At 57.9% G+C, this 26,371-nt stretch carries 31 protein-coding genes and 1 other RNA gene; 12 read left to right on the plus strand and 20 right to left on the minus strand.

Features of this window, described 5'->3' with window-relative positions:
• Positions 1–5: 5 nt before the first annotated feature.
• From ACR0AD_RS00185 to ACR0AD_RS00230, 10 genes are all read right to left on the minus strand, one after another.
• The gene (locus tag ACR0AD_RS00185) at positions 6–1,592 is read right to left on the minus strand and encodes an ABC transporter substrate-binding protein (RefSeq protein WP_480482037.1); all 1,587 of its coding nucleotides are present in this window, start codon (positions 1,590–1,592) and stop codon (positions 6–8) included.
• A gap of 234 nt (positions 1,593–1,826) precedes the next feature.
• Complete coding sequence (locus ACR0AD_RS00190) at positions 1,827–2,930, minus strand: glycerate kinase type-2 family protein (protein WP_480482035.1); 1,104 nt, start codon at positions 2,928–2,930, stop codon at positions 1,827–1,829.
• Positions 2,930–3,367, minus strand: coding sequence for a D-aminoacyl-tRNA deacylase (gene dtd, locus ACR0AD_RS00195; RefSeq protein ID WP_480475727.1), 438 nt, complete (start codon positions 3,365–3,367; stop codon positions 2,930–2,932). The genes ACR0AD_RS00190 and dtd overlap by 1 nt, the downstream gene beginning before the upstream one ends.
• Before the next feature lie 42 nt (positions 3,368–3,409).
• Complete coding sequence (locus ACR0AD_RS00200; RefSeq protein ID WP_480482033.1) at positions 3,410–4,078, minus strand: nitroreductase; 669 nt, start codon at positions 4,076–4,078, stop codon at positions 3,410–3,412.
• 65 nt (positions 4,079–4,143) lie between these two features.
• Positions 4,144–5,247 carry a TFIIB-type zinc finger domain-containing protein gene (locus tag ACR0AD_RS00205; protein ID WP_480486414.1) on the minus strand — a complete coding sequence of 368 codons (1,104 nt, stop codon included), beginning with the start codon at positions 5,245–5,247 and terminating at the stop codon, positions 4,144–4,146.
• A 47-nt stretch (positions 5,248–5,294) separates the two neighbouring features.
• A complete protein-coding gene (locus ACR0AD_RS00210; protein WP_480486412.1) occupies positions 5,295–6,440 on the minus strand; it encodes an SPFH domain-containing protein in 1,146 nt (381 codons plus the stop codon).
• Positions 6,441–6,462: 22 nt separating this feature from the next.
• Positions 6,463–7,383 (minus strand): DUF2927 domain-containing protein, encoded by a 921-nt coding sequence (locus ACR0AD_RS00215; RefSeq protein ID WP_480486489.1) that lies wholly within the window; start codon positions 7,381–7,383, stop codon positions 6,463–6,465.
• Between the two features lie 49 nt (positions 7,384–7,432).
• Positions 7,433–8,623 carry a toxic anion resistance protein gene (locus tag ACR0AD_RS00220; protein WP_209504635.1) on the minus strand — a complete coding sequence of 397 codons (1,191 nt, stop codon included), beginning with the start codon at positions 8,621–8,623 and terminating at the stop codon, positions 7,433–7,435.
• Between the two features lie 30 nt (positions 8,624–8,653).
• Positions 8,654–9,568: a 5-bromo-4-chloroindolyl phosphate hydrolysis family protein gene (locus tag ACR0AD_RS00225; protein WP_480486410.1), complete on the minus strand. Its 915-nt coding sequence runs from the start codon at positions 9,566–9,568 to the stop codon at positions 8,654–8,656.
• Positions 9,569–9,743: 175 nt separating this feature from the next.
• The gene (locus ACR0AD_RS00230; RefSeq protein WP_480486408.1) at positions 9,744–10,559 is read right to left on the minus strand and encodes a pseudouridine synthase; all 816 of its coding nucleotides are present in this window, start codon (positions 10,557–10,559) and stop codon (positions 9,744–9,746) included.
• 61 nt (positions 10,560–10,620) lie between these two features.
• Here ACR0AD_RS00230 and ACR0AD_RS00235 point away from each other — a divergent pair, with 61 nt between their 5' ends.
• On the plus strand, positions 10,621–11,079 hold the full coding sequence (locus ACR0AD_RS00235; protein ID WP_480486487.1) for a nucleoside deaminase: 459 nt from the start codon (positions 10,621–10,623) through the stop codon (positions 11,077–11,079).
• A 25-nt stretch (positions 11,080–11,104) separates the two neighbouring features.
• Here ACR0AD_RS00235 and ACR0AD_RS00240 read toward each other — a convergent pair whose 3' ends face one another.
• Both ACR0AD_RS00240 and ACR0AD_RS00245 read right to left on the minus strand, forming a co-directional pair.
• The gene (locus tag ACR0AD_RS00240) at positions 11,105–12,076 is read right to left on the minus strand and encodes an adenylate/guanylate cyclase domain-containing protein (protein WP_480486406.1); all 972 of its coding nucleotides are present in this window, start codon (positions 12,074–12,076) and stop codon (positions 11,105–11,107) included.
• 7 nt (positions 12,077–12,083) lie between these two features.
• A complete protein-coding gene (locus ACR0AD_RS00245; RefSeq protein WP_480486404.1) occupies positions 12,084–12,776 on the minus strand; it encodes a metal-dependent hydrolase in 693 nt (230 codons plus the stop codon).
• Between the two features lie 59 nt (positions 12,777–12,835).
• Between ACR0AD_RS00245 and ACR0AD_RS00250 the strand changes: the two genes are divergently transcribed.
• A complete protein-coding gene (locus ACR0AD_RS00250) occupies positions 12,836–13,507 on the plus strand; it encodes a ceramidase domain-containing protein (RefSeq protein WP_480486402.1) in 672 nt (223 codons plus the stop codon).
• A 75-nt stretch (positions 13,508–13,582) separates the two neighbouring features.
• On the opposite strand, the gene ACR0AD_RS00255 is transcribed toward ACR0AD_RS00250, so the two are convergent.
• Positions 13,583–14,146: a DUF4202 domain-containing protein gene (locus ACR0AD_RS00255; RefSeq protein WP_480486400.1), complete on the minus strand. Its 564-nt coding sequence runs from the start codon at positions 14,144–14,146 to the stop codon at positions 13,583–13,585.
• Between the two features lie 157 nt (positions 14,147–14,303).
• On the minus strand, positions 14,304–14,462 hold the full coding sequence (locus ACR0AD_RS00260; protein ID WP_209504628.1) for a hypothetical protein: 159 nt from the start codon (positions 14,460–14,462) through the stop codon (positions 14,304–14,306).
• Between the two features lie 228 nt (positions 14,463–14,690).
• Here ACR0AD_RS00260 and gatC point away from each other — a divergent pair, with 228 nt between their 5' ends.
• The 5 genes from gatC (at position 14,691) to rnpB (ending at position 18,405) form a co-directional block, all read left to right on the plus strand.
• Positions 14,691–14,978: an Asp-tRNA(Asn)/Glu-tRNA(Gln) amidotransferase subunit GatC gene (gene gatC / locus ACR0AD_RS00265; protein ID WP_267365979.1), complete on the plus strand. Its 288-nt coding sequence runs from the start codon at positions 14,691–14,693 to the stop codon at positions 14,976–14,978.
• A gap of 3 nt (positions 14,979–14,981) precedes the next feature.
• On the plus strand, positions 14,982–16,469 hold the full coding sequence (gatA, locus tag ACR0AD_RS00270; RefSeq protein WP_480486398.1) for an Asp-tRNA(Asn)/Glu-tRNA(Gln) amidotransferase subunit GatA: 1,488 nt from the start codon (positions 14,982–14,984) through the stop codon (positions 16,467–16,469).
• Between the two features lie 39 nt (positions 16,470–16,508).
• Positions 16,509–17,213 carry a hypothetical protein gene (locus ACR0AD_RS00275; protein ID WP_480486396.1) on the plus strand — a complete coding sequence of 235 codons (705 nt, stop codon included), beginning with the start codon at positions 16,509–16,511 and terminating at the stop codon, positions 17,211–17,213.
• Between the two features lie 55 nt (positions 17,214–17,268).
• Positions 17,269–17,883 carry an N-acetylmuramoyl-L-alanine amidase gene (locus ACR0AD_RS00280; RefSeq protein WP_480482346.1) on the plus strand — a complete coding sequence of 205 codons (615 nt, stop codon included), beginning with the start codon at positions 17,269–17,271 and terminating at the stop codon, positions 17,881–17,883.
• 124 nt (positions 17,884–18,007) lie between these two features.
• Positions 18,008–18,405, plus strand: an RNA gene (gene rnpB, locus ACR0AD_RS00285) — RNase P RNA component class A.
• Between the two features lie 6 nt (positions 18,406–18,411).
• Here the strand turns inward: rnpB and ACR0AD_RS00290 are convergent.
• The 3 genes from ACR0AD_RS00290 to ACR0AD_RS00300 form a co-directional block, all read right to left on the minus strand.
• Positions 18,412–18,744, minus strand: a complete 333-nt coding sequence (locus tag ACR0AD_RS00290) for a GYD domain-containing protein (protein ID WP_209504623.1) — start codon at positions 18,742–18,744, stop codon at positions 18,412–18,414.
• A 66-nt stretch (positions 18,745–18,810) separates the two neighbouring features.
• Entirely contained in the window at positions 18,811–19,653 is an 843-nt protein-coding gene (locus ACR0AD_RS00295; RefSeq protein WP_480486394.1) for a DUF2182 domain-containing protein, read from the minus strand.
• Between the two features lie 14 nt (positions 19,654–19,667).
• A complete protein-coding gene (locus ACR0AD_RS00300; protein WP_480482006.1) occupies positions 19,668–20,303 on the minus strand; it encodes a DUF1326 domain-containing protein in 636 nt (211 codons plus the stop codon).
• A gap of 278 nt (positions 20,304–20,581) precedes the next feature.
• Between ACR0AD_RS00300 and ACR0AD_RS00305 the strand changes: the two genes are divergently transcribed.
• From ACR0AD_RS00305 to ACR0AD_RS00315, 3 genes are all read left to right on the plus strand, one after another.
• Positions 20,582–21,298 (plus strand): DUF533 domain-containing protein, encoded by a 717-nt coding sequence (locus ACR0AD_RS00305; protein ID WP_480486393.1) that lies wholly within the window; start codon positions 20,582–20,584, stop codon positions 21,296–21,298.
• Positions 21,299–21,425: 127 nt separating this feature from the next.
• Positions 21,426–21,593, plus strand: a complete 168-nt coding sequence (gene rpmG / locus ACR0AD_RS00310) for a 50S ribosomal protein L33 (protein ID WP_037309480.1) — start codon at positions 21,426–21,428, stop codon at positions 21,591–21,593.
• Between the two features lie 216 nt (positions 21,594–21,809).
• The gene (locus ACR0AD_RS00315; protein ID WP_480486391.1) at positions 21,810–22,316 is read left to right on the plus strand and encodes a hypothetical protein; all 507 of its coding nucleotides are present in this window, start codon (positions 21,810–21,812) and stop codon (positions 22,314–22,316) included.
• A 183-nt stretch (positions 22,317–22,499) separates the two neighbouring features.
• Here ACR0AD_RS00315 and ACR0AD_RS00320 read toward each other — a convergent pair whose 3' ends face one another.
• Positions 22,500–23,276: a Bax inhibitor-1/YccA family protein gene (locus ACR0AD_RS00320; RefSeq protein WP_209504618.1), complete on the minus strand. Its 777-nt coding sequence runs from the start codon at positions 23,274–23,276 to the stop codon at positions 22,500–22,502.
• Between the two features lie 183 nt (positions 23,277–23,459).
• On the minus strand, positions 23,460–23,669 hold the full coding sequence (locus ACR0AD_RS00325) for a DUF1127 domain-containing protein (RefSeq protein WP_480486390.1): 210 nt from the start codon (positions 23,667–23,669) through the stop codon (positions 23,460–23,462).
• Positions 23,670–23,796: 127 nt separating this feature from the next.
• Between ACR0AD_RS00325 and ACR0AD_RS00330 the strand changes: the two genes are divergently transcribed.
• Entirely contained in the window at positions 23,797–24,696 is a 900-nt protein-coding gene (locus ACR0AD_RS00330) for a LysR family transcriptional regulator (RefSeq protein WP_480486388.1), read from the plus strand.
• On the opposite strand, the gene ACR0AD_RS00335 is transcribed toward ACR0AD_RS00330, so the two are convergent.
• Positions 24,686–25,642: an NADPH:quinone oxidoreductase family protein gene (locus ACR0AD_RS00335; RefSeq protein WP_480481998.1), complete on the minus strand. Its 957-nt coding sequence runs from the start codon at positions 25,640–25,642 to the stop codon at positions 24,686–24,688. The two genes, ACR0AD_RS00330 and ACR0AD_RS00335, sit on opposite strands and share 11 nt — an antisense overlap.
• 340 nt (positions 25,643–25,982) lie before the next feature.
• Here ACR0AD_RS00335 and ACR0AD_RS00340 point away from each other — a divergent pair, with 340 nt between their 5' ends.
• The gene (locus tag ACR0AD_RS00340; protein WP_480486386.1) at positions 25,983–26,354 is read left to right on the plus strand and encodes a helix-turn-helix domain-containing protein; all 372 of its coding nucleotides are present in this window, start codon (positions 25,983–25,985) and stop codon (positions 26,352–26,354) included.
• Positions 26,355–26,371 lie beyond the last annotated feature (17 nt).

The raw sequence follows: 26,371 nt of genomic DNA on the forward strand, positions 1-26,371 counted from the left end.
CCGTTTTAGACGAACCACATTTTGCGGGACATGTTGCCGTTCATCATCTCTTGGTTCGGGTCTGATTCCCAACCATCCAGCTGATTACTGACGCCTTCAACAAAGTTGTTGAACATCGGGCAAATCAAGCCGCCTTCGTCGCGGACCATACGGCCCATCTGGCTATAGATGCCTTTGCGCTTTTCTGCATCCAGTTCTGCACGCGCCGAAAACAACAGATCGTCAAAGGCCTGAACTTTGAAACGAGTGTCGTTCCAATCCGCAGTTGACAGGTAAGCGGTAGTATACATCTGGTCTTGTACAGGGCGACCACCCCAGTACGACGCACAGAAGGGCTGGACGTTCCAGACTTCGGACCAGTAGCCATCGTTGGGCTCACGTTTGATTTCCAGCGGGATACCAGCCTGAGCGGCCGTCTGCTGGAACAGAGCTGCGGCGTCGACAGCACCTGGGAAGGCACCATCTGCAACACGCAGGATAATCGGCGAGCCATCATGGCCAGACTTTTTGTAGTGCTCGGCCGCCTTTTCGACACTGAACTCGCGCTGCTCGATTGTTTCGTCAAACAGTGGGTAGGCCGCGTTGATCGGCATATCATTACCGATCGAACCGTAGCCTCGCAGAACCTTGTCTACCAGGTCAGCCCGATTGATGGCGTATTTCAGCGCGGTGCGCAGTTCATTGTTATCAAACGGTGCCGTGTCGCAATGCATGATGAAGACATAGTGACCGCGACCAGCGGTAGAATGTACGGTCAGGTTGGGTGCGCGGCCCAACAGGTCGGCAACTTTGGGTTCCACGCGGTTGACCGCGTGGACCTGTCCGGATTGCAGGGCAGCGGTACGCGCAGTTGCGTCGTTGATGACGATGACTTCGACACTGTCGAAATTGCCGTAATCGCTGTTCCAGTGGTTTTCGTTCTTTGTAAACAAGTGACGCACACCGGGTTCGTCAACTTCCAATTTGTACGGTCCAGTCCCGATACCTGCCCCCGGATTATCCATACCGCCATCAGGCTGAATGATCAGGTGGTAATCGGCCATCAGATAGGGCAGGTCGGCGTTTGGCTCGGTCAGGGTGACCTGGAAGTTGTCGCCGTCAGCTTTCATTGACTCAATGCCCTTCATGATGCCCAGGGCACCGGACTTGGAGTCTTCGTTCGAGTGGCGCTGCATGGTTTTCAGCACGTCTTCGCTGGTCATAGTCTTGCCGTTGTGGAATTCGACACCCTGACGCAGCTTGAAAGTCCAAACCTTAGCGTCGGCGCTGCCTTCAACGCTTTCCGCCAGACGCGGCTCGATCGAGCCGTCTGGTGCAACTTCAACAAGCTGGTCACCAAACTGTTTGCCGTTCTGGAAGGGAACCGAGCTTGCGTAGGTCGCTGGGTCCAGAGAGTTAGTGGATTCACCACCCTGAAGACCAAATTTCAAATCACCGCCCTTTTTCGGCCCAGCAGCCCGAGCGGCGTCCGCGAACATTGTGCTGGCCATCGCAGCCGAAACACCCAGAGCCGCGGCTTTCCCCATGAATTCGCGGCGGGTCATTTTTCCGGCTGTGACCTGACCGGCCATATGCGTGATTTGTTCGTTCATCGATTATTCTCCCTATCGAGTGGTTTTAACCCTTTTCGGGTTTTTGTTGACGCATGAGTCAACGTTGGCTTATTTCGGCGGACCGGGCAAGGGTATTTCTCCTAGATGCCGAAGGCCGAAGCGCAAGTAACCTTGTTTGGCGCGATGCCCTTTCCACAAGAATACTATGATACAATTCTGTTTCAGGCCAGTTTCCGAGCCTTTGCGGTACGGCGCGGTGCGATATGCGTCAATTCATCCACGTATTGCGACAACCAGGTCCATGACATTGGTGCCGGTTGGCCCGGTTGTCAGCAAGGCTTGGGCTTTTTCCAGAAACGATCCGCTGTCAGCATTTCGAAGGGCGGTTATCCCGCTTTCGCTCCATGTTGCGCCGGTAATGATTCCCCCTGCCGCATTGGTCGGCCCGTCTGTGCCGTCCGTGCCGCCGACAACAACTGTAAGGTTTGGCTGCCCGGCAATCTCCTGTGCCAGTGCAAGTGCCAGCGCCTGGTTTCGCCCACCGCGCCCAGGGTGATCGGGCAAGACCACTGTCGGCTCTCCGCCGAAGACCATCACGCCCTTTTCCATGCCGCGCAGCAGTTGGCCGAGATGTGCGGCAACCTTCAGATAGTCGTCATGCAGCGCCTCTTCATCGGCCCAAACCTTTAGCCCAGCCGCTTCGGCGGCTTGTACAACCGCACTGCGGGCATGGGCGTTCGAGGCCACGATCCGCGTGACGGCCTCAAATGTGTGGCTGGAAGGCAAAGCGCCGACACCCGATCCAATGACATTGAGGTCGTCGCCCGGTACGTCCGAGATGGCCAGAACGGTCGCGCGCGCGCCCGCAAAGTGCGACAGCAACCCCCCGCCTTTGATGCGGGACAGTTTGCGCCGCTCAGCGTTCATAGCGCCGATGTCCATTCCCTCTGACAGTAACTTGCGGTTCAACGCTTCAAGATCGCTCAGCGATTTTCCGGGCAAAAGGTCCTCGGCCAACGAAGACGCGCCACCCGACACCAGAAGCAGCACATGTGATCCGGGTTCCATCTGCTCCAGCGCAGCACGCAGAGCGCGCCCGCCTGCAAGGCTGCGGTTGTCCGGAACCGGGTGCGAGGCTTCGATCACCTCGACAGTGTCCGGCAAGTCACGGCCGTGATCGTCCTTGGTCACAACAAGCGTGGGAATCGTGCCGAACCGCGCCAACGCCGCCCGTGCCATGGCGGCGGCGGGCTTGCCTACGGCCAGAATACGGTCCGGTTTCGGGATGTCGTGCAGGGCGGCCTCGGTGGCGGTGTATCCGTCAACGGCCTCAACCCCGGCGCGCCAAAGTTGAACGGCTTGCTTTTCAGTATCCATCAAGTCTCCACCCAGATTGTGACCGGTCCGTCGTTGACAAGTTCAACGGCCATGTCGGCCCCGAATTGTCCAGTTTCCACCGCTACACCTTGCGCAGCAAGGTAGTTTGCGAAGGTATTATACAGATGCTCGCCAAGTTCGGGCGGTGCTGCAGTTGAAAACCCCGGCCTGTTACCGCTTGTTGTATCTGCCGCCAATGTAAACTGGCTGATCACCAAGGCTGACCCTTTTACATCCAGAAGCGAGCGGTTCATCTTGCCCGCATCGTCCTTGAAAATCCTGAGTCTGGCGGTTTTCCGGGCCAGTTTTTCAGCCTGGGCTTCATCGTCCCCCTGCATGGCGCAGACAAGAATCAAAAGCCCCGGACCGGATGCGCCAATGACATTGCCATCGACCGATACTTTGGCTTGCGAAACTCTTTGCAGCAATGCGCGCACGCGGTTCCCCCCCCTTGGCGATTATCTTGCCTGAGCGATGGTTTAGCCGCGCCAGTCGACAAAGTCACCCAGCGCGGCACGATCTGTGCGAAAGTTATTTGCGGGATGCTTTCTGTCTGAATACCCAAAGGAAATCGCGCACAGGATCAGACGGTCTTTCGGGATCTGAAAATATCTGTGCAGGAACGGGCCATACGCAGCTAATGCGGCCTGAGGAATGGTTGCCACGCCCAACGCCTGCGCTGCCAGCGAGAAAGCCGTAACAAACCCTCCGCAATCCATTGCGCCATATGGCCCAAGTTCCGCCGGGCTTGAGACGATGGCGCAATGCGGTGCATCGAACAGAGCGAAATTGCGCATCATTTGTTGGGCCGATCCTGCCCGGTCCCCGCGTTCCACACCGACTGCTTCATAGAGCGCCCAACCGCACGCGCGGCGGCGGTCTTGATAGACGCCTGAATATGACGCGGGAAACGGAAGATCGGGGGCCGGTGCGCCTGTTTCAGCTTCGTTTTGCATCGCCGCGCGGAACCTGTCGGTCTCTGCGCCGCTTGTGATCACCAATTGCCACGGCTGCGCGTTACACCAGCTTGGGACCCGGGCCGCGCTGGCCACGATTTGTTCGATCTGCTCCTTTGGTACAGGGTCGGGCAGGAAGGCCCGGCAGGATTGGCGTTTCTCCAGAAGGTTATTCAGTTCTGCGAATGACACTAGCGCCTCGTTGTTATGTTCCGACCCTCAGGATGATCATGCCGCGCGAGATGTACAAGCAGTTGCTATTGCTGCCCGTTGGCTGCCAGATACCCGACAACCCCGGCAACAAGCAGGCCCAGAATAACGGCAATCGTGATCTTGATGGCTGACCAGGGACGTTCCCCCTGAACCCGCCCGGTTCGACCGTTCACCACAAATCGATAGGTTTGCCCGCGATATTTGTATGCCGCCAGCCAGATCGGTAGCAGAATATGCTTGAACGTGACGTCTCGTACCTCGGTGTCTACCGTGTGGATACGCTGCTTGTCGCCCCCAATATCGAAACGAACATCCCGTTCGATCACGCGCGCCATATGCGCGCGGGCCTCGCTGTAGCCATCTTTCAATTCGACCGTATACGCTTCGGCGCGAAACCCGGCGAGGTATTCTGGCTGGTAAGGTTCAAGTGCCGGCAGATCCCAAGGCTGCAACGCGTCAGTGTAAGCCTTGGGCAACGACTGCGAAGCCAGCACCAGGACATCGTCAAAAAAACGCGCAACACGACCCGATTTGGGCGACCAGCGCACCTTTGGTACTTGTTGCTGAACCCGTTTACCATCCCGCATCACAGTGTGGGTTTCATAATAGATCACGCCGCGCTCACCACGGTAGGCGGATTTGGTGTCGGCATCAAAGGTCCAGTACGGCACATAAATGCCCTGCATCTTGCGGCCCTTGCGGGCATAGTCCTTCAACCCGTTGGGCGCGAACCATAACCGCCCCAACCAATCGCTCATCGCCTTATGCGCCTCGCGCTCGTCGAAGGCAAAAGGCAGAACGCCCTTCGGCTTGATATGCCGGTTCACGCCGGTGTCGGTTACCACCGGCGTGGCACAGAACGGGCATTCCGCAGCGTGCGTGTTGGGGTCGAATTCAACCTGCGCTGCGCAGTTCGGGCAGGACAGAACGCGCGTCTGTTCAAGCTCGCTGTCAGGCAGACGGTCCGCAATGGCCGCGTCAAAATCCAGTTCGCGCAGGCTGGCACCTTGCCACGGACCCGATCCGATAGGTTCGGAATAACCACAATGATCACATGTTAGCGTACCATTGCTAGGACTGAACCGGTAATCCGCGCCGCATTGCTGGCAGGGGAAGCGGTGCTCTGCAAGGTCAGGGGCGTGTGTCATACGTTACCCAATAGTGTCAGGTCAGATGGAGGAGTCTCGCGCTTCGGTCAGGCCCCCGGCGGCGGTGGCGGCAGAATGGTGAACAGTTGCGCCAGTTCCTGCACGTCACCGGCCTTTTTCCAGCCGTCCTGGCCCGCGGTCCAGACATAAGTGTCGCGGGTCAGATCGCCCTCGCTGGCCATTCGGCCCATCCTGGCTTTGGAATATGGGCCGCTGGTCTGCCCATCCACGGCGATATGCCAAACATGCTCGACCGGTGGCGGCGGCGGGGCCGTATGAGTTGCCGGTCTTGGGGCAGCGGGGGCGGGCGATCCCCACGGGCCGTTTGGCTGGCCCGCTGCCATGTTTGACATCTGCTGTGCCATCGCCATGCCCATTCCCATGCCAAGACCTGCGCCCATGCCACCGCCTTGGCTGGGGTTGCTGGCCGCAGCCGTCATTGCCTCTGCTGCGGAATACTGTGTGAATTTGCCCAGATCTCCGGCCAATCCCATCGAGGTCCGCTTGTCCAATGCGGCCTCGACCGCCGGAGGAAGCGAAATATTCTCGATGTAGAATTCCGGCATCTCCAGCCCATAGCCTTCCAACACCGGGGAAACTTCAGCCGCTATCAATTTGCCCAGATCGGCCGTGTTCGCCGCCATGTCCAATACAGGAATACCTGACCCCGAAATAACGCGGCTGAACTCCTGCACGATGATGTTGCGGACCTGAAAGCTGATCTCGTTCATGGTGAATTCGCCGTCGGTTCCGACGATTTCCACAAGGAACCTGGCCGGGTCTTTGACCCGAACGGTATAGGTGCCATAGGCGCGAATGCGGGTCGGCCCGAACTCGGGGTCGCGCAGCATGATCGGGTTCTTGGTCCCCCATTTCAGGTCGTTGAACCGGGTCGTATTGACGAAGTAGATCTCGGACTTGAACGGCGACTGAAAGCCATGATCCCAGTGCTGTAATGTGGTCAGGATCGGCATGTTGTTGGTCTCAAGCATATAGAGACCTGGCGTGAACACATCTGCCAATTGCCCTTCGTGCACAAATACAGCCGCCTGACCTTCGCGCACCGTCAGCTTGGCACCGTATTTGATTTCATGGCCTTCACGCTCGAACCGCCAGACCATGGTGTCGCGAGTGTCGTCAACCCAATGGATGACGTCAATGAATTCTCCGGTCAGAAAATCGAATATTCCCATTTGGGTTCTCCTGTCCTTGGGGTCAGAGCGGCTGCCCCATCAATTCCTGGGCAATGACATGCACGATGGGGCGGGCCTGATCGACTGTCACGCCGGGCTCAAGCCGCTTATCATAAAGCATTGTCAGCAGTTTTTCGTCATGGCTCGTCAGCAGGGCAAACTCGTCATCATCATTGAAGATCGATGGGCGCGCTGCCGGGCTATCGTTAGACAATCCCAGCCCCTGTGCGATTTCTTCGTGGATACAACTGCGACGGACCAGATCAGTCAACTCGGCCCGGATCAACGCAACGGCGCGTACATATTTATACGGAGACGCCGTTGTCGCCGAGGCAAAAACAAAACAATCGAAATTCGATCTCGGATTTGCGACCAGATCAAGCGAAGCCTGACTGATATTCGGGATCAGCTGTTTCAGTCGTGACACCACATAGGTGCTGTCGTCCTTGCCCGCGAAGAAGACGTGGAAATTTGCGTTTCGGGAGACCACGGAAATCGGATGATCCGTCAGCCTCGCCAGGCGCGAGGCAAAGGACTGAACCCGTTCCGCATCCTGTTCCCGTACAGCAGGCAGCACGGAAGGCCCAAACTCAGTCTGGATGCGCACCGGCCCCGACCAACGGCTGAGCTGCCCGTCTGTCTGGCGCGACCCGATGGAAACGTTTTGGGTCGGATATTCGCTGTAGAACGCAATCGCTTCGAAATTTCGCGCCAGATCCTGGGCGTCATAGGGCGTATCGGGCCCGCCCCCGTCTGTCCGCAATAACCCCCGCACCAAGAGGTCGCGTTCGACACGCTGGTAAAACCGCGCCAGATCCTGACTTGCGGCAGAGGGCGGTACATAGGCATTCGCCGCAACAGAAACAGGCGCCGGGCGCGCTTGCGGCGCAATCGAGGATGTCAGTGTTTCATCGCAATTGGCCAAAGCCAAAAACGCCGCCATCCCCAGCGCCTTTTTCAGATATGTAATATCCCGCACGCCCAGTTCAGCCTCAGCCGGGGACAGCGGTTCCGGCGTTGTCGCCGGTCCCGTCTCGTCGCGCCTTGGCGGATGCCAGAGTGTCGCGCAGTTCCGCCTCCATCTTCTGCAACTCGGCCTCAGCGGCAGCACGTTTGGCTTTTCCTTCATCCGCAATGGCCAGGCTTTCGTTGATGGTGCCGATCAGGTCTGCGTTGGCCTTTTTGACAGCTTCGATATCGAACACGCCGCGTTCCATTTCCTCGCGGATCATCTTGTTCGACTGGCGCAGATTGGCAGCATTCGAAGTCAAAAGCTCGTTGGTCAAATCGTTGGCGTCGCGCACCGCGGCGGCAGCTTCGGCGCTGCGCTGAATGGTGACGGCCTGTGCCAGTTGCGTTTCCCACAGCGGCACGGTGTTCACCAGCGTCGAGTTGATCTTTGTGACCAGCGACTTGTCGTTCTCCTGCACCAGCCGGATCGACGGCAGCGACTGCATCGTGACCTGACGCGTCAGTTTCAGATCGTGCACGCGGCGCTCCAGATCGTCACGCGCGGCGCGCATGTCACGCAGTTCCTGCGCTTTCATCACCTGTTCTTCTTCTGGCGCGGCCTGAACGGCGGCTTCCCTTTCGGGGATGTCATGGCTGTCCAACTCGGTCAGCTTTTCTTCACCCGCTGCGATGTACAGCGCCAGTTCATCGTAGAAACCCAGAGTTTTTTCATAAAGCAGGTCCAGCGATTTGATGTCCTTGAGCAGTGTATGCTCATGCCCCAGAAGATCGTCGGTTATGCGGTCGATCTGCCCCTGAACTTCTTCGAACTGAGCGGTGAATTTCGCAAATGGCGCGGCCCTGCCCAGCAGCCTTTCCCACCAGCTGCGCTCGCGGCGCACATCCAGTTCACTGACTGAAAAACCGCGGATGGTGGTCACAATATTGCGCAGGCTGTCGCCTGCCGGGCCAACATCCTTGTTGCGCACATCCGCAAGCATGGCCTGACTGATTTCCTGCAATTCGGCCTGAGCGGAAGACCCGAAAGCAACAATCGAATTGGTGTTGCTCATGTCGATCTCGTCCATGCGCTTACGAATCTCGGCACTCACAGGTTCGTCGGCTTCTTCAAGCGAGATTACCTCGGCCTTTGGTTCGGGCAGGGCAACTGCGGTGACTTCCTGCACCAGTGTTTCGGCCTGAGCCGCCTTGTTTTTGATCTCATCGGACATGGGGATGTTCCTCGCTCAAATAATGGCCGGTCAGTCCAACCGGACGCCTTCGCGCTGCAGCCTTTCGCGCAGCACGTCGATTTCGACCGTCAGATCACTGCGGTCATCCAATAGCATTTTGCGCGTACGCGCGGCGAAATTCTGTTCCAGATCATCCAGTAGCGCGATGTAGTCTGTCATCGCCTGCGCATCGCGGGTCCGGGCATAGACATCGGCGAACTTGACCGTCGCATCACGCGCGCCCTGTAGATAAACCGTCATGTATTTTCGCGCGCCCGCCAGATCGCGGGGGTCTTCCTCGACCGTTCGAAAAAGGTCACGTGCGGTGTCCTGAAACCGTTCCAGACGGGCTTCGATCCGGCGATCACCCGCGCGTTTGATGGCGTCCGTCATCTCGGAAAGACGGTTTTCCGCATCCTCAACGACCCGGGCAACGCGATCTTGCTGAAAGGTGTCAATTCCTTCCATGCCCTTGTCCTTCATCGGGTCAAACCCGAAGGAGGCCGAATGCAGCACCGTTGCTGCCACGCCGAACAAGACGGGGGCTAGCAGGCTGACTTGCGATACCGCTTCCGCATTCAGAAACTCGGTCCGGTAGGACGCAAGAGCGGCGCCCAGACCTGTCAGAAGGCTGGCAAAGATTTTACGGGGAAACGCAGGCCGGCGGGCAGCCTTACGGGCGTTAAACGCGGCTTCGGCCCGCAGACCTTCGCGCAGCAAGAACGCAGCTGCCGTCAGCAGGCCAGCTGCGATCAGACCTATGGTCATGCCAATCGCGCCGTCGTTCAGCGACAGAAATACCAATGGGATGGCCGGTATGAACAGGACATTGGCACGCGCGCCCGCAGGTTCGACCCGCGCGCCATCGAATTGCCCACGGGGCTGAAGAGTGTCGCCGGACGTATCATCCTGAGGGCTGTACTTGCCGCCAAATCGCTTTGCCATGCGTTACAAGCCCCCAAGCACGCCTGTGCACACGCCAAACAAGAGCGCCAGCAATACGGCGTAGGCGAATTTTTGCACTCCGCTTCCGGACATCACGCTCCCCAATTAGCAGCAATCACAGAAAATTTAGGGGATACGCAGGCTTGGCGCTAGGGGGAAGGTTGCCGAACCTGCATCACTTGCGGGGATTCTTGCCGATGGGCGGGCGTTTTCTTTGTGGTCGCGTCGGGCGTTTGGGGGCCGCTTCGGGATTGGCATCCGAATCCAGCCCAAGTTGATCGCGCATAACGCGGCGGCGGATTTCTTCGACTTCGCCCGGCTTCAGATTGCCCAATTGGAACGGGCCGTAAGAAACCCGCAACAAACGGTTCACATTAAAACCGATATCTTCCATGGCCCGACGGATTTCTCGGTTCTTTCCTTCGCGCAGACCGATGGTCAGCCAGGCATTGGCCCCTTGCTGGCGATCCAGCGTGACGGTCATCGGCTGGAACCGCTCTCCCTCAATCACCAGCCCTTTGCGCAACGGTTCGAAATCTTCGTCTTTCGGGCGGCCGTTTACCCGCACACGGTATTTGCGCAACCAGCCGGTCGCGGGCAGTTCGAGCTTGCGCTTGATAGCACCATCATTAGTCAGCAGCAGCAGACCTTCGGAATTCAGGTCAAGCCGACCAACGCTCATCACCCGAGGCATGTCTTCGGGCAGCTTGTCGAAAATCGTATCGCGCCCTTTTTCGTCGCGGGTTGTCGTAACCAGCCCAGCAGGCTTGTGATACAGCCACAAACGCGAGGGTTCCGGTTCCGAGACCGGTTTGCCGTCGACCACGATCTTGTCTTTCGCCGTCACGTTCAGGGCGGGGCTGTCGATGGTCTTGCCATTCACGGCCACGCGGCCAGCTTCGATCATGCGCTCGGCCTCGCGCCGCGACGCGACGCCAGCACGGGCCAGGACTTTGGCGATCCGGTCGCCAGGAGGAGGGGTCTTGTTCATGTCTGGGCCATACCCTATCCCGCGCGCTTGCGAAAGGCAGGTTTCTGATGCAGTCAGGGGCATGGTGTTCAAATCGCATATGGAACAGGCGCTGTGTGAGGCGCGCGCAGCAGCGGATCGCGGCGAAGTGCCCGTTGGTGCGGTCATAGTCGGGCCGGACGGCTCTGTTGTGGCGGTGGCAGGAAACCGGACTCGTGAGTTGAACGATCCTACGGCGCATGCAGAAATCCTGGCTTTGCGCGCGGCCTGTGCCTATGCCGGATCTGAAAGACTGCCCGGATTTGATATCTATGTGACACTGGAACCCTGCGCCATGTGTGCAGCGGCACTGGCGGCCGCGCGCATCCGGCGCGTTTACTATGGGGCGTCCGATCCCAAATCCGGCGGCGTGGCCCATGGCGCGCGGGTTTTTTCCCACCCGCAAGCACATCACAAGCCCGAGGTCTATGACGGCATAGCCGCCAAAGAATGTGAAAACCTGCTGCTGGATTTTTTCGCGGAAAAACGAATAGAAAAATGACCGTGATCTGACAGGACGGCCACTGTCAGTTCCAGTCCAGGCGATACACTGTCTGCTGCCCGCCGAACCCTTTCAGTGCGACCGATTTTGGCGAGCTGAACCTCAGACCGCCCTCCGGGCTGCCCAGCAATCTGGTCACGTCGGTGACATGAATTTCATTCGGGCCACTTACGTCTGTCACGCGCGCGGCCTTATTGACGACGGACCCGAAGAAATCCTCATCTTTCTGTATGACGTCGCCGGTATGAATTCCAATCCGCAGACCCAGAGGTGTTTCGGAATTTGCCAATGCGTTCTTTCTTTGCAGCTCGATTGCTGCCTGAATCGCATCCTGGACCGTCGGGAAGATCGACATCGTGCCATCCCCAAGGGATTTGACCAGCCGTCCCTGATGGGTTTGGATAAGGTGTTCAGCCAGATCAAAATGGCCGGAAATAAGCTGGGCCCATTTTTTGTCACCCAAGTGCCAGGTGATATCTGACGACCCGACAATGTCAGTGAACATGACCGAAGCGGTTCCCTCGGTCTGATCCTGTGTGAACTCCTGTTTTGCGGCTTCGATCAGTGCATTCAACACCGAATGCTCGATGCCGATCTTTTCCATGTTCGAGGTCGGGTTAGACACATGCAGCTGCACCATTTTCCAGACGCCGTCTTCCAGATGCAGAACAAATGTAAAGCGGTGCCAGGCTGAATTGCCGTTCGAATGAAAGGTCAGCGTCGCTTCGCAAAATGCCCAGCCTACATCCCCACATTCAAACGCTTCCAGCGAATGTTCCTGCCAGTCATAGTCCGGGATTTCGTTGGTGTGATCGGCGAAGCCACGCCGAAACACCTGCCCGGACCATGCCTCTTCATCCGCCGAGCCCTGATACCGCAGGTGTTCCGAGGATGACAGCATATTGACCAGCGCAGCCCGATCCTTGTCATGAACGGCCTGATTCCATCGCCGTACAACTGCGATCAGTTCCGGTGAAGGGACAATGTCGCTGGTCATATCATCCCTACAGCTTTATCGCCTGCATAACTTGCGGTTCGATGACGTCTACACCCGGCAAAGCACCTGCCAGCGCCTGAGCGGATTGCTCAAGAATCGGGAAGGTCTTGTAGTGGCAGGGAATTACCGTCTTGAAGTTGAAGTATCTTTTGGCGGCGTAGGCGGCAGCTTTCATATCCATGGTGAAATGCCCGCCCGCTGACAGGATTCCAATATCGGGTTTGTAGTAATCCCCCATCCAGTCCATGTCGGCCATGATGTCGGTATCACCTGAAACATAAAGCATGCGCCCCTCGGCACTGATCATGAAGCCGACCTCGCTGCCGCCTGTGCGCAGGCCGTCCGGTGTCGAAAAGGTCGAGCTGTGAGAGGCCGGGACCATTGTTACCTTGACCCCGTTCAGGTTGACCGTGCCGCCCTTGTTGAAACCAATGGTCTCGATGCTTTCGGCTTCGGCCCAGTACCCCATCAGGTCATATTGTCCCACAACCGGAATCTTCAGGTGTTTGGCCAAAGGCAGAACGTCGACGACATGGTCAAAATGCGTATGGGTCAGAAGGATGTGGGTGGCGCCATCAACGGCGGCGTCATGCTGTTCCTCGGGCAAGACCGGGTTGCCGGTCAGCCAGGGGTCGATTAGCAGCACCTGTCCCTGGGTTTCGATACGGAAACTTCCATGGCCCAACCAGATAATGTTCATAATTATTTCCTCCCAATCATTCTGTTGGCGGTAGCCTAACATCGGATAAGTAAATTTCCATGGATTGGTTTCGTGAAATAGACGGGTACTGCGAGCGGCTGTCTCCAGCCTACTGGGCCGAGCCCGTTAACGCGGTCACAAACGCTGCTTTTCTGATTTGCGCATGGGTCATGTGGCGGCGGGTGCGCAATCAGAACATGCCGCTGGCCAAGGTTTTGGTGGCGCTTCTGGCGATCATCGGGTTTGGCAGTTACCTGTTCCACACGCATGCGCAGGTATGGGCGGCTTTGGCGGATGTCGCGCCCATACTGTTGTTCATATTGGTCTATATTTTCGCGGTGAATAAAGACATCTGGAGGATGCCTTTGGGGGTGGCGCTCGGGGGAATGCTTCTTTTTCTTCCCTATGCGACGGCTGCTGTCCCACTGTTCCAACAGGTTCCGGGGCTTGGAGGGTCGGCGGTTTATGCGCCGGTCCCTTTGCTGATCCTGATCTATGCTGTTCTTTTGCGCGGCCGTGATCCGATTCTGGCCAAAGGACTGATAATCGGGGCGTTGATCCTGATCTTGTCGATTACCTTCCGTGCCCTCGATATGCGTTTCTGCGGCCAATGGCCGGTGGGGACACATTTCATGTGGCATATCCTGAATGCCATTATGCTGGGCTGGATGATCGAAGTGTATCGTGCGGCTCTCATCAGGGGCCGTGTCACCCAAACTCGTGGATCATGAGCATATGGCACGGAGGCCTGTCGTGACCATCCTTCAGGTTTATTATTCGGTCGATGAAACGGCGTTGGCCTTTTCTCAGTCTTGAAAGGCTGCGGCCAGATGATCCGGCAGGTCGAATTCGCTTAAAACCCGTGCGCGGCCCTCGGGCGACATCTTGCGGGCAGTCTTTTCAACAATGCTCTGGATTTTCTCGGCTGAGTGTTTCGCCGCAAAGGGCTGGAAATACCATTTCAGAAACACAAAGCAGATCACATCTTCCAGCGCCTGCACCTCTGCATCGCGTTTGATGCCTTGCTTGCGCAACATGCGACCCGCGGCTTCGGCCTGCTCAGCGTCATAGCCTTCTTGGGTCATCAAACTCATCACCACGTCCGCGTGATGCACACCTTGCGCCTTGCGCCAGGCCAGATAACCCGCCCGACCTTCTGGGAATTCATTGCGGGCAAGTTTCCACCGCTCGACATGTTGACCACGCGCTGCAATCTGCAAGGCGTCGGACGCGCCCGGAAACAGGCGGTCAAGCTCTGCGCTCATGCGCTCGCCGTAAAGCCGCGCTTCGGGGCGGCCATCATCGCGATTGGGGTCATTTGCGTTCGCCGCATCGATGGCATCCAGGACCGCTTGTTTTTGCGTGTTCATCAGCTGCTTCACTTGCTTGTCAGAACCGCAAGTGCCTTATGCAGTTCCCTTTTGGTATTTGCAGCAATGCTAACGACTCGCTTTGGGCTGTGCACCCTCGAATATGCGCTTTGGCCGGGTCGGAGAGGGGAAATCCGACCCAGCAGGAACCTGCGCATCACTTTGCAGGTTTAACCTTGTCCTGAGTGACCGGTTCCGTCACGGGCGAGGGGAAGGTCAAAGTGCGTGTCAGGTTGCTTGTGTCGATACCCAGGGCCATGGCCGGTGCGGCCAAAAAGGTGGCGGACAAGACTGCGGCAATCATCAGGGGTTTCATGTTTTTCTCCGGTTTGCGTTGTGTCGCACAACTAGAAATGAACAGTACAGTTCAGTTTTCAAGGTCAATATTGAACTAATTAGTTTACTTTTTTGCATACCACTCATTCAGTTTTGAATGGCGGGTGTCATGCGGCGGAACTTAAACTCGGGACGGCCCATGGCGCAGCGGTCTTGCGACTGCCGCGACAGACAGGTAAACGCCCCATAACGTAGATGAGGGAAGCCGATGTCGATTGACCAAAGCACCGCCGCCAAAGTGGCCAAACTGGCCCGGATCAAGGTCGAGGATGACGCGCTGCCGGCGCTGGCATCCGAGTTCAACACCATCCTCGGATTCATCGAACAGCTGAACGAAGTGGATGTCGAAGGTGTCGAGCCGATGGTCTCGGTCACGCCGATGCGGCTGAAACGCCGTAAGGACGAGGTGACCGACGGCAACCAGCAGGGCAAGGTGCTGGCCAACGCCCCTGACGCCCGCGAAGGGTTCTTCGCAGTTCCCAAAGTGGTGGAGTAAGACATGAGCGAGCTGAACAAACTGGGTCTGGCCGAGGCGCGCGATGCGCTGCGCTCAGGTGACGTCACTTCTGTCGAGCTGACCGACGCCTGCCTGAAAGCCATTGACGAGGCAGATGCGCTGAACGCCTTTGTCCACAAGACACCCGAACTTGCAATGGAGCGCGCCAAGGCTGCGGATGAGCGGATCCAGCGTGGCGACGCACCGTCGATGTGTGGCCTGCCGATCGGCATCAAGGATCTGTTTTGCACCAAGGGTGTGCCGTCGCAGGCGGCGTCGAAAATCCTGGAAGGGTTCAAGCCGGAATACGAATCCACCGTTTCTCAGCAACTGGCCGACGCAGGCGCGGTGATGCTGGGAAAACTGAACATGGACGAATTCGCCATGGGATCGTCCAATGAAACATCGACCTATGGCAATGCGGTCAGCCCGTGGCGCCGTGGCAACGATGATGCGCAACTGACACCGGGCGGCTCGTCTGGCGGGTCTGCGTCTGCCGTGGCTGCTGATTTGTGCCTGGCTGCGACAGGTACCGACACCGGAGGCTCGATCCGCCAGCCTGCGGCCTTCGTTGGCATCACGGGCATCAAACCCACCTATGGTCGTTGCTCGCGGTGGGGTATCGTCGCCTTTGCGTCCTCGCTGGATCAGGCAGGACCAATGACCAAGAACGTGCGTGATGCAGCGATCATGCTGGAAACCATGTGCGGGCATGACCCCAAGGATTCGACCAGTGCCGAACTGGCGGTCCCAAATTTCGAGGACATGCTGACCGGTGACATCAAGGGCAAGAAGATCGGTATCCCGAAAGAGTACCGTATGGAGGGTATGCCCGCCGAGATCGAAAAACTCTGGGCCGATGGCGCAGCGATGCTGAAAGCCGCGGGGGCCGAGATTGTCGATATCTCGCTTCCGCACACCAAATACGCGCTGCCCGCCTATTACGTGATTGCCCCGGCCGAGGCATCTTCGAACCTCGCCCGCTATGACGGTGTTCGCTATGGTCGCCGTGCACAGCTCGCGCAGGGCGATGGCATCACCGAGATGTACGAAAAGACCCGCGCCGAAGGTTTTGGCCCCGAGGTGCAGCGCCGCGTGATGGTCGGCACATATGTGCTGTCCGCAGGTTTCTATGACGCCTATTACAATCGCGCGCGCCGGGTCCGGACCCTGATCAAGAAAGACTTCGAAGACGTGTTCGCCGCAGGCATCGATGCCATTCTGACACCGGCAACCCCTTCGGCGGCTTTCGGTCTGGGGGAAATGACCGAGGCGGACCCTGTTCAAATGTATTTGAACGACGTCTTTACGGTTACCGTGAACCTCGCTGGCTTGCCCGGTATCTCGGTCCCCGCAGGGCTGGATGCACAAGGTCTTCCCTTGGGGTTGCAGCTGATCGGGCGCCCGTGGGAAGAAGGTGACTTGCTCAACACCGCTTATGCGCTGGAAACCGCAGCCGGTTTTGTGGCCAAGCCCGGCAAATGGTGGTAAGCCTTCGGGCAAGTGAATTACTGAAGACGGAGCCAAACAATGCGTGTTTTGCTTTTGGTCCCGGCCCTGACACTGGCTGCGGCCTGCACCAATGTCGCGCCGTTGACCAGCACGGGTTTCAACACGCCTGAATATCAGGCGCAGCGCGAGGCTCAATTGGCGGGCCAGGGCGGGGCGGTCAATCCGCTGCTGGCTCCGGTCGATGTTTCCCAGCAACCACTGGGCACACCGGGATCATCGACCTTTGCAACAGGTGAGAATGCGGACATCGCCAACCAGACCGCCGCAGCGTTGGCCAGCACGTCCGGGCAATCCTCGGTCTCCGCGTCGCCGTCTTCCGGCTCCAACAGCAGCGCAATCTCTGACGAGCAGGACTTCGCAGCCGTGTCCGAGAGGCGCAGCATCCAATCCGATGCCGCCCGGATTGAGCAAAACCGCCAGACCTACAAAGTCGTCGCTCCAACCGCCGTGCCTGAGCGCACGGCGAGCGGCCAACCGAATATCGTACAATATGCGCTGAGCACCTCCAATCCGGTGGGCACACAACTCTACAGCCGTTCCGGTTTCAACCTGCAAGCCAAGTCACAGCGGAACTGCGCGCAATTCCCGTCACCGGATCAGGCTCAGATCGAATTCCTGTCCAACGGCGGTCCGCAACGTGACCGCAAGGGTCTGGACCCGGATGGCGACGGCTATGCCTGTGGCTGGGACCCCAGCCCGTTCCGCAGTGCCGTTAACAACTGACGCCTTAACGCCGATCTGGCATCCGTCTCCGAATTTCGGCAAGCGCCGGGGCGGGATGGTGCCATCCTTGATCGTGATCCACTATACGGCCATGGACGGTGCGCAGGCGGCTCTGGATCGCCTATGCGACCCGGCTTCCGAAGTTTCGGCTCATTACCTGATCGGGGGTGATGGCACCCTGTGGCAAATGGTGCGTGAAGAAGATCGCGCCTGGCATGCCGGCGCAGGGGAATGGGACGGCAAGGACGACATCAACTCGCGCTCGGTTGGGATTGAACTGGATAACACCGGCAAACATCCGTTCTCGCAGCCGCAAATGGCGGTGCTGGAACAGTTGTTGCCCCTGATCATGACCCGCTGGTCCATTGCGTCGTCCGGGGTCATTGGGCATTCCGATATGGCGCCCGGCCGTAAATGCGATCCTGGGCCGCGCTTCGACTGGAACAGGCTCGAAAAGCAAGCGCTGGCCAAACCGCGCGGCACAGGAGTTGATCCGATGTCACCCGATGCAGAAGCATTTCGCGCCTCTGCTCGGATGGCAGGTTTCACCGCCCCCGTGGACGATGCAAAACTGCTGGCCGCTGTCCGATTGCGATTTCGCCCCTGGGCGAAAGGTCCGCTGGACATGGCGGATATGAATGCGGTCACCCCGTCGGACACAACAACCTGATCCGCTCTTCATCTGGCCAAAAATATCCCGGGGTTGAATTGGCCGCAGGCCAAGAAGGGGCTGGCCCCTTCTCGGACCTGTCAGCTCTTGACGCCGCAGACCGCAAAGCCTACCCAGCCCAGGCGCGGAGGGCCGGATGGCCGCTGGGGCGTATGCCCGAGAGGAAAGTCCGGACTCCACAAGACAACGGTGCCGGGTAACGCCCGGGCGGGGCAACCCGACGGAAAGCGCCACAGAAATCAGACCGCCCAGGGCCTCGGCCCCGGGTAAGGGTGAAACGGTGGGGTAAGAGCCCACCGCGCCGCTGGCAACAGTGGCGGCACGGCAAGCCCCACCGGGAGCAATGCCAAATAGGGTCCCCGCGCGGGCCGGTCGGCGCAAGCCGATACCGCCGCTAAGCGCGTCTTGGCCGAGAGGGACCGGGTTGGCAGCTTGAGCCGTGCAGCAATGCACGGCCTAGAGGAATGGTCATCGAAGGGGGCAACCCCGGAACAAGATCCGGCTTACAGGCCCTCCGCGCGTATCTACTTATCCTCCGGGCGGCGTGTAGGTCCCCGCCAATCTTGCGGCTTTCTCAGTGACCGAAACGAACTCGTCCGCAGTCCAGGCTCGAACCGTTTCTATGTTCGTGACCGCACCCGATGCCGCGACCGCCATGCCGACCGCCACAGCATCTGTTCCGTCTGGCGCTTCGCTGATCACGACCACGTCATTGCTGCCGGTTGTCATGTAGAAGGACAGCAGTCGACCGCCGACTTTCTCCAGCAATGCTTTCACTGGGCCGGTTCGGTTCTCGGGCTTTTGCAACATGCCTTTGACACCAGCTTGCGAGTAAGTTGCGTAGGTAATGAAAACAGGCATTGGTACCTCCTTTTTAACGAGAAATCACAGGGCCTTTCAGTCAGCCGCCCCGGGGGCCGTCTTGCGTCAGATGCCGGAGATCAGCGGTGCCGCGATGTGCCAAAGACCTGCGCCGATAAGCGCCACACCTGACACCGGCACCAGCCACCGGGCTGTCGGCAGAAGCTTTTCCAGCGCAACATAGGCGGCAATGCCAACGATCCAGTAGAGGTTCATGATTCCACCGACGAAAAGCAGCAACATCAGAGCCCAGCAACAGCCCAGGCAATACGTGCCGTGCAGGGCTCCGGTTCTGAGTGCGCCGAAGGGTCCGGGCCGGTTGTGACCGGCCAGAAACCTTGCAGGGCTCTGGCAGTGACGAAGGCACGCATTCTTCAAACTTGAAAACTGATAGAATCCGGCAGCCAGCAGAACACATCCCGCGAAGGGGCCAGAGCGGATTGTCATCATCGGCCCGCTCGACAGCCCGATATGTTCCAACCCCCACTGCAATGCCGTTGCAGTCAGGCTGAACGCAGCCCAGGTCACCAGATAGCCCAACAGGAAACACAGGCTGAACGTTGCGGCGCGGTCTTTCTCAGGGCCCATGCGCTTTGTCGCTGCAAACAAAAGCACGGCTGGCGCGGCACTTGGGGTCATCATGGCAATCATCATGATCCACCACATCAGGAAGATGAGCAGAGTGTAACCGAGGCTCCAGGCGGTTGCGGAACCCATCTGCATGGGCTCCCCAACCGGGCCTGCCATGCGGGTCATTTCGACCGCAGACATTTTCATCCCGACGCCGGCAACTGTGTACCAGGTGGCAGCAAGAATGATCAGAAGGACGCTGCCCAACACGATTGCATTGTCCTGCCTCAACAGCCGCTCAATCGCCCCGGCAGGGGCTGTCGCACTCTGTCTGGTCATGAGAGGGTCTCCGGCTACGCGCCCAGAACACCGTGACCCGAGAGGTTCAGATGTGCGAGATGGGCGTGCGTGGCATCAAAGGTAAGGCTGATTTCGCCGCCCGTTGTTTTGGCCGACCCCGAGGCAGCCTCGGCGTGGCGGTACTCAAAGCCGTTCGGCAACTGGATCGATGCCCTGTGCGCGGCGCCCGATACGATATGTGGAATCGGGCTGACCTCGACGTCGAAGACCCCCGGAACATTGGCGTAGCCGCTACGATCATCGCGGTTCCAGTTCAATTCGATTGGGACAAAAAGCGTATCATATTTCGTCGGGGCCATCGCACTGTAAACGTACCACATGGTCGCCATTTCATCGGTGTCTTCGCCGGTCATGATGGCCTGCAATGCTGCGCGCTGTTCGGCTGTAGCACTTTCGTCAATGATCAGTTGCATCTGACCATTGCCTTCGTGGATCGGTCCCGGCCAGTGATAAACACCTGCTGCCCGCAAACCGGCCAGATCAGTATCGCCATAATGCCCGCTTTCGATGTCGAAAACGACAACAGCCTCGCAATTTCCGTGTGATGGAAGAACGCTGAATTGGCAGGGACAGCCGAAATTGCAATTACAATTGGCCAGTTCTTCGCCCTGAATAACCCATTCTGTCATGATAGCCCCCCAAGAAAAGCTGCGTAAAACAACACTGCTCCGCGCGGGCATTACCTGTTCACACTGCCTTGGTCGTCGAGCCTGAAGTTGGCCTCTTGGACGTATCAGTTGCGGCAAACCTATCACGATATCGTGATATGTACAAACTTACTCACTGTCTTTTGGTCCTCATCGGCTTGGAAATTCAGTCCGGAATCCCGTGGGGGTTGAACGTGGTATTCGCCTTTGCAATCCTTTGATAGAACTGGGGCGTATTTTGAAAAACCGGGAGGATTGTCATGAGCTTTATGAAGACACTTGCGTCCGTTGCAGTTGGTTTCGCGGCTGCGAAGGGGATGGAGAAATACCAGAAAATGGGCGGAATGGCTGGCTTGCAGGACATGATGCAAGGCGCAGGCGGCGGCCTTGGTATGGATCAGCTTGGCAAAATGGCCGAACAGTTCGGCCTTCCCGGAGGTGCGACAGGCCTTCAGGACATGATGGGTAAGATGGGGCTGGGTGGCAGTGCCGCAGGTGCCGCAGGTGCCGCCGGTCTTGGCGGGCTTTTGAATGCGATGCAGGGGGCGGCCAGAACTGGCAGCCAGCAGACCACCGACATGATGGAGACGGTGTTTGGCGGAACACCAGCCGGGGCTGCCATGGAAGCTCAGGCCAAGCTCATGTTGCGGGCGATGATCCAGGCGGCAAAGGCAGACGGCGAGCTGGACGAGCACGAGAAAGAAACGATCCTCGGAGAGTTGGGCGATGACATCAGTGACGAGGAACGCGCATTCGTGCAGGAACAACTGAACGCACCTGTCGACGTCATGGGTCTGGCAGCTGATTCTGGGGCACCGCTCAGAACGCAGATTTATGCGACATCTCTGGCGGCAATACGGTTGGACAATGATCGTGAGGCCGCATATTTGCGGCAATTGTCCACTGCGCTGGGTCTTTCGGACAGTGAAAGGGACCAGATTCACAGCTATATGGGTGCGCCAACGTTACCGGGTTGAACCTGTGCCCGATTCCTGGGCTGGGATCGTCCGATTGGCCTTGACATGCACGGCGTAGCGCGTAAAAGCGCACGCTCATAGGAATTCAACCGAAAGGCCCCTGCCTTTCCGGACGCAGGAGATAACCATGGCGAAGCCGACGACAATCAAGATCCGTCTGAACTCGACCGCGGGCACGGGCCACTTCTACGTGACCAAAAAGAACGCGCGCACCATGACCGAGAAAATGACCATTCGTAAATACGATCCGGTCGTTCGCAAGCATGTCGAGTACAAGGAAGGCAAGATCAAGTAATCTTGCCGTTCCATTTGGACTTTCCAAAAGGGCTCTGCTTGGCAGAGCCTTTTTTTGTGTTGAGTTCCGGTGGTTTGTTGCCAAGAATGTCAGCATGCCCACCTGGGGCCGTTGCAGGAGCGCATCAGCCACCGATGCAATCGCATGGCCTGTGGCTTGCTTTTTGTGCCGACCTGCAAGTACGCTTGAGCAAACCGCCACAAAATGTTGACCGCCATGAAAAAAATCTTGTTATCCACAATTGCCGTTCTGACTTTGGCGGCCTGTGAAGACCCGTTTAACCGCAAAGGTGTTGGGTTTACCGGAATCGATGGCGAACCCCGCACGATTTCCGACGTTCCCGGAGCCGTCGCATTTCTGCCGCCTGAAACGAATGTCCCGGCCGAGCTGGCAGAACTTCAGACCGTTACTCTCTTGGCTGATGAAGTGGACCCCTCCAAGGTGGCAGCCGTTGCTATCGACAATGGCGGGCGGACGCCGGACAATGCGGTGCAGCTACAGGGCAGCGATACGAATCTGTTCCTGAGCACCGTCAGCGTCAACGGAACCTTGTATGGTGTCCTTCGCACACCGACGAACAGCGTAAAGGTCGACAACTCGGTCGGCGTTGGTTTCGCGCAAGAGGCTGAGCGTTTCACCGGGTGTCTGCCTGCCGGTGATGTGTTCCGCAAAGGCACGTCCGAGCGTAGTTCGGGCTTTGCTGTACCGTTGAATTGCAGCTAAGTCTTACACCTTCTGATGTATCAAGCCCTCGCTGATCTAGCGGGGGCTTTTTCTTTGCGGGGTACGCGGACGTCGTCGCCTTGTCCGCCAGGATTCATGTACCGGGCAAGCGCGATCATCAGTTGGTTCTAAACGAAAAAAGGCCGGTCTGATGACCGGCCTTTCCCTTACGTTGGTTTGCAGTTACTCGCGGTTACCCAAGAATTGCAGCAGGAACATGAACAGGTTGATGAAGTCCAGGTACAGGTTCAACGCGCCCATGATAGCGGCCTTGCCCAGCCATTCCTGATCGCCACTATGGGCCATTTGCAGGTATGTGTTCTTGATATTCTGGGTGTCATAGGCGGTCAGGCCCGCGAAGATCAGAACGCCGATGGCCGAGATTGCAAAGGCAACCGCCGAAGACGCCAGAAAGATGTTCACAACCATCGCGACAATCAGGCCGATCAGGCCCATCATCAGGAAAGTGCCCATGGCGGACAAGTCTTTCTTGGTTGTGTAACCATACAGGGACAGGCCCGCAAACGCGATTGCGGTGATCAGGAAGACCTGAATGACCGACTCACCGGTGAAAACAAGGAAGATCCAGCTGATCGAAACGCCCATCACCGCCGCAAAAACGTAGAACACCAGCTGTGCGGCAGCCGCCGACATACGGTTGATCCCGGCGCTGAAGCCGAAGACAAACAGCAGAGGTGCAAACATGATGACCCAGCGCAGGGGCGACGCGTAAATGCTATAGCCCAGCGATGTCAGATAGGTGTCGGCATTCAACTGTGCTGCTGCGGCTGACGGATCGCTTGTGGTTGCCAGGCCTGCGATGGCCCAGGCTGCTGCGAATGTGATGAGCATGCCTACGGACATAGTGCCATAGACTTTGTTCATATGGGCGCGCAGGCCCTCATCAATCTCGGCAGCGCGCGCGCCGGCCGCCGTCCGGATCGTGTCGAATTGTGCCATCAAAGGGTCTCCCTTTACATAATTATTCAGCCCCCCGGCTGTGCGGGAAGCGTTCTAGGCAAATATCGGCAACTCAGGGCTGTGTTTCAAGTATTTACCGCGGAAAACCAACTAATTTACGCAACAAAAGTGACGGTCCGCATCAGCCGACCGCCACTCATGAAGTTACTATTTGATTTTGCATCACTTCTGCCAGAATTCCGGCGCGTCCCAGACGAAACGGCTGGCTTCGGCATCAGCCTCTGATCTGGAGACTCCGATGTCCTGAAGGGCGCGGTCATCAAGCCGTGCCAGTTGGCGGCGTTGACGCTTCAGGGAAACAGCACGCCTGATGATAGTGCCGAGCGATTGCTTTTTGGGCTTGCAAGGGCGATTAATGGCAATTTGGGTCATACTTATTGTCCTTTCGTGTATTTACGATGGTTTCTCTCGTCTTTATCAATTTCCTTGATTGATATGGGGGAGTATGACATATATTGAAAACGAATATTTTTGATGAAACACATAAGGAATCGTGAAGGTGCGGAATCTGGACATTACAACCCTGCGTTCATTTGTTGCTGTGGCGGATCAGGGTGGGGTGACGCGCGCTGCAGGTTTCCTGCATCTGACGCAATCTGCGGTCTCGATGCAGTTGAAACGGCTGGAGGAGCTGCTTGGCCTTCAGCTGTTGGACCGCAGTGGCAGAACGATTGCCCTGACCGCGTCCGGTGAACAATTGCTGGCTTATGCGCGCCGTATGATCGCGTTGAATGATGAGGTCATCTCGAAACTGACCGATCAGGCCTTTGAAGGTGAGGTGGTATTGGGGGTTCCTCACGACATAGTTTACCCGGCCATCCCACGGGTCCTGCAACGGTTCAACGCGGATTTCCCGCGAGTCCGAGTTCAGTTGGTGTCGTCTTATTCATTGCAATTGAAAGAGATGTACAAACGCGGCGAATGTGACGTGATCCTGACCACGGAACCGTCGTCGGTGGACGGTGCGGAAACCATTGCAGAGCTGCCCTTGCGCTGGATAGGTGCGCCGGGCGGGTCGGCCTGGCGCAAGCGTCCGCTGCCTTTGGCACTTGGACGTCGCTGCTTGTTTCGACCACAGGTGATATCGGCGCTGGATGCGGCCGGTATCCCCTGGGAGCTGTCGGTGGAAACTGAAAACGACCGCACAATCGAGGCCACGGTCAGCGCTGATCTGGCAGTGTATGCAGCACTGGAAGGTACCGAAGCCGCACATCTCGAACAGATCGAAGGCGGGGGTGCGCTACCGGACCTGCCTGCGCACATGATCAACCTGTATGGTGGAGAGCCGGGTCGAGACGCGGTTGTCGAAGCATTGGCACAGTTAGTGCGTCAGAACTTTCGCCTCCTTGGGGGGGACACAGCTGCGCGCCGTGGTGGGCTGATTGCGGTCAGGGGGTGATCACAATTTTGCCTGTCGATTTACGCTCTTTTAGCAACCGCATGCCCTGCGCGACCTCATCAAGTGGCAAGACGTGGCTGATGTGTGGATTGATGCGGCCCTCGGTGTGCCAGCGGAAAAGTGTGTCAAAACTTTCGCGCACGGCTTCTGGCCTGAATTTCAGATACCCGCCAATGTAAAAGCCGATCACGGTCAGGTTCTTGACCAGCAGATGATTGGCGGGGATTTGCGGAACTTCCCCGCCGGCAAACCCGATGGGCAGCAGACGGCCTTCGGGATTGGTGGCGCGGAAGGCCGCCTTGAACACATCGCCGCCGATTGCGTCATAAACGACATCCGCGCCGCCAAGCGATCTAACCCGCTCCCTCAGGTCCTCTGCGGCATCAATCAGGTGATCGGCCCCTGCGGCGCGGGCAACGGCCAGCTTTTCGGGGCCGCGGGCCTGAGCGATGACGGTGGCACCCATGAGCTTGCCGATTTCAACCGCGGTCAGCCCGACGCCCCCGGCTGCGCCGGTGACCAGAAGCGTCTCACCGGGTTGCAGCCGGGCACGGTGGTCAAGGGCCATGTGACTGGTGCCATAGGCTATCTGGATCGCTGCCGCGTCTTCGAAACGGGTCGTGTCCGGCAGCGGGATCGCGCGATCGGCGTCGAAAACGCCATATTCTGCCAGACCGCCCTGACCGGAATAGACGGCGATCCGATCGCCCGGTTTCAGGGTGGACACACCTGGACCGATGGTATCCACGACACCGGCGATTTCCATACCCAAAGTAAACGGCGCAGGCGGTGTATCCTGATACGTGCCTTTCTGCATCAGCAGATCAGCGAAATTCAACCCGCAGGCTTTGATCGCAACCCGTACCTGACCCTCACCCGGCTCGGGTTTCGGTACATCGCACAGCTGGGCAACTGCCCCGTCAGATCTAATACAATAGGCCTTCATTTGGTTCCTCACGTGCTTGGGGCATAGGCACGTGAGCTGTGCGAGATGTCAATTCCTTATGCGCGGCGTCATGAAACGCCTGAAAATCTGTCGCATGTCCAGCCGGGCCACGCGAACAGCGGGCAGGGCATTTGACGCATACAACCACAGCCCTTGTGAGGGGGGATCGACTCAACCAGCTTGAAAAAAAATTCAAAACCGGCAATATTGGCAAGCAGTGCTGGTAACGGGGGACGGCACAGTCCGGATTTGGGGGCGGTTAAGGAAGCCCCTATTGGTATTGCGATCTCGGACGTCGCACGATCCCGTACAAATGTGTGTGTAGTAGAGGAGAATACCAATGACTCATCACGTCGATGTCCATGTGGGCAAGCGCGTTCGGCATCGCCGCTGGCTGATTGGGATGACCCAGCAACAATTGGCGCAGCAAGTTGGTATCAAGTTTCAGCAAATCCAGAAATATGAGACCGGAGCCAACCGAATCAGCGCGTCCCGCCTGTGGGACATTGCCGAGGCATTGGACATACCGGTCAGCTTCTTCTTTGAAGGTCTGGAAGAGGCCCAGAAAAGCAGCGCGGAAAAGAAATCTGTTCCAGCCGATCTGATGGGCGATAAAGAAGCCCTGGATCTAGTTCGCTCTTACTACGCAATTCCGGAAAACCAGCGCCGCCGCCTGTTTGAACTTGCACGTGTCCTCAGCGACGTCGCCTGATCAGACCGGCTTGACTT

This window comes from Ruegeria sp. BH8 (genome assembly GCF_056538065.1).

Coding starts and splice junctions, on each gene's coding strand:
- ACR0AD_RS00185 (WP_480482037.1), bottom strand. CDS start 1,592: ATGAACGAACAAATCACGCATATGGCCGGTCAGGTCACAGCCGGAAAA.
- ACR0AD_RS00190 (WP_480482035.1), bottom strand. CDS start 2,930: ATGGATACTGAAAAGCAAGCCGTTCAACTTTGGCGCGCCGGGGTTGAG.
- ACR0AD_RS00205 (WP_480486414.1), bottom strand. CDS start 5,247: ATGACACACGCCCCTGACCTTGCAGAGCACCGCTTCCCCTGCCAGCAA.
- ACR0AD_RS00210 (WP_480486412.1), bottom strand. CDS start 6,440: ATGGGAATATTCGATTTTCTGACCGGAGAATTCATTGACGTCATCCAT.
- ACR0AD_RS00215 (WP_480486489.1), bottom strand. CDS start 7,383: ATGGCGGCGTTTTTGGCTTTGGCCAATTGCGATGAAACACTGACATCC.
- ACR0AD_RS00220 (WP_209504635.1), bottom strand. CDS start 8,623: ATGTCCGATGAGATCAAAAACAAGGCGGCTCAGGCCGAAACACTGGTG.
- ACR0AD_RS00225 (WP_480486410.1), bottom strand. CDS start 9,568: ATGGCAAAGCGATTTGGCGGCAAGTACAGCCCTCAGGATGATACGTCC.
- ACR0AD_RS00230 (WP_480486408.1), bottom strand. CDS start 10,559: ATGAACAAGACCCCTCCTCCTGGCGACCGGATCGCCAAAGTCCTGGCC.
- ACR0AD_RS00235 (WP_480486487.1), top strand. CDS start 10,621: ATGGTGTTCAAATCGCATATGGAACAGGCGCTGTGTGAGGCGCGCGCA.
- ACR0AD_RS00240 (WP_480486406.1), bottom strand. CDS start 12,076: ATGACCAGCGACATTGTCCCTTCACCGGAACTGATCGCAGTTGTACGG.
- ACR0AD_RS00245 (WP_480486404.1), bottom strand. CDS start 12,776: ATGAACATTATCTGGTTGGGCCATGGAAGTTTCCGTATCGAAACCCAG.
- ACR0AD_RS00250 (WP_480486402.1), top strand. CDS start 12,836: ATGGATTGGTTTCGTGAAATAGACGGGTACTGCGAGCGGCTGTCTCCA.
- ACR0AD_RS00255 (WP_480486400.1), bottom strand. CDS start 14,146: ATGAACACGCAAAAACAAGCGGTCCTGGATGCCATCGATGCGGCGAAC.
- ACR0AD_RS00260 (WP_209504628.1), bottom strand. CDS start 14,462: ATGAAACCCCTGATGATTGCCGCAGTCTTGTCCGCCACCTTTTTGGCC.
- gatC (WP_267365979.1), top strand. CDS start 14,691: ATGTCGATTGACCAAAGCACCGCCGCCAAAGTGGCCAAACTGGCCCGG.
- gatA (WP_480486398.1), top strand. CDS start 14,982: ATGAGCGAGCTGAACAAACTGGGTCTGGCCGAGGCGCGCGATGCGCTG.
- ACR0AD_RS00275 (WP_480486396.1), top strand. CDS start 16,509: ATGCGTGTTTTGCTTTTGGTCCCGGCCCTGACACTGGCTGCGGCCTGC.
- ACR0AD_RS00280 (WP_480482346.1), top strand. CDS start 17,269: ATGGTGCCATCCTTGATCGTGATCCACTATACGGCCATGGACGGTGCG.
- ACR0AD_RS00290 (WP_209504623.1), bottom strand. CDS start 18,744: ATGCCTGTTTTCATTACCTACGCAACTTACTCGCAAGCTGGTGTCAAA.
- ACR0AD_RS00295 (WP_480486394.1), bottom strand. CDS start 19,653: ATGACCAGACAGAGTGCGACAGCCCCTGCCGGGGCGATTGAGCGGCTG.
- ACR0AD_RS00300 (WP_480482006.1), bottom strand. CDS start 20,303: ATGACAGAATGGGTTATTCAGGGCGAAGAACTGGCCAATTGTAATTGC.
- ACR0AD_RS00305 (WP_480486393.1), top strand. CDS start 20,582: ATGAGCTTTATGAAGACACTTGCGTCCGTTGCAGTTGGTTTCGCGGCT.
- rpmG (WP_037309480.1), top strand. CDS start 21,426: ATGGCGAAGCCGACGACAATCAAGATCCGTCTGAACTCGACCGCGGGC.
- ACR0AD_RS00315 (WP_480486391.1), top strand. CDS start 21,810: ATGAAAAAAATCTTGTTATCCACAATTGCCGTTCTGACTTTGGCGGCC.
- ACR0AD_RS00320 (WP_209504618.1), bottom strand. CDS start 23,276: ATGGCACAATTCGACACGATCCGGACGGCGGCCGGCGCGCGCGCTGCC.
- ACR0AD_RS00325 (WP_480486390.1), bottom strand. CDS start 23,669: ATGACCCAAATTGCCATTAATCGCCCTTGCAAGCCCAAAAAGCAATCG.
- ACR0AD_RS00335 (WP_480481998.1), bottom strand. CDS start 25,642: ATGAAGGCCTATTGTATTAGATCTGACGGGGCAGTTGCCCAGCTGTGC.
- ACR0AD_RS00340 (WP_480486386.1), top strand. CDS start 25,983: ATGACTCATCACGTCGATGTCCATGTGGGCAAGCGCGTTCGGCATCGC.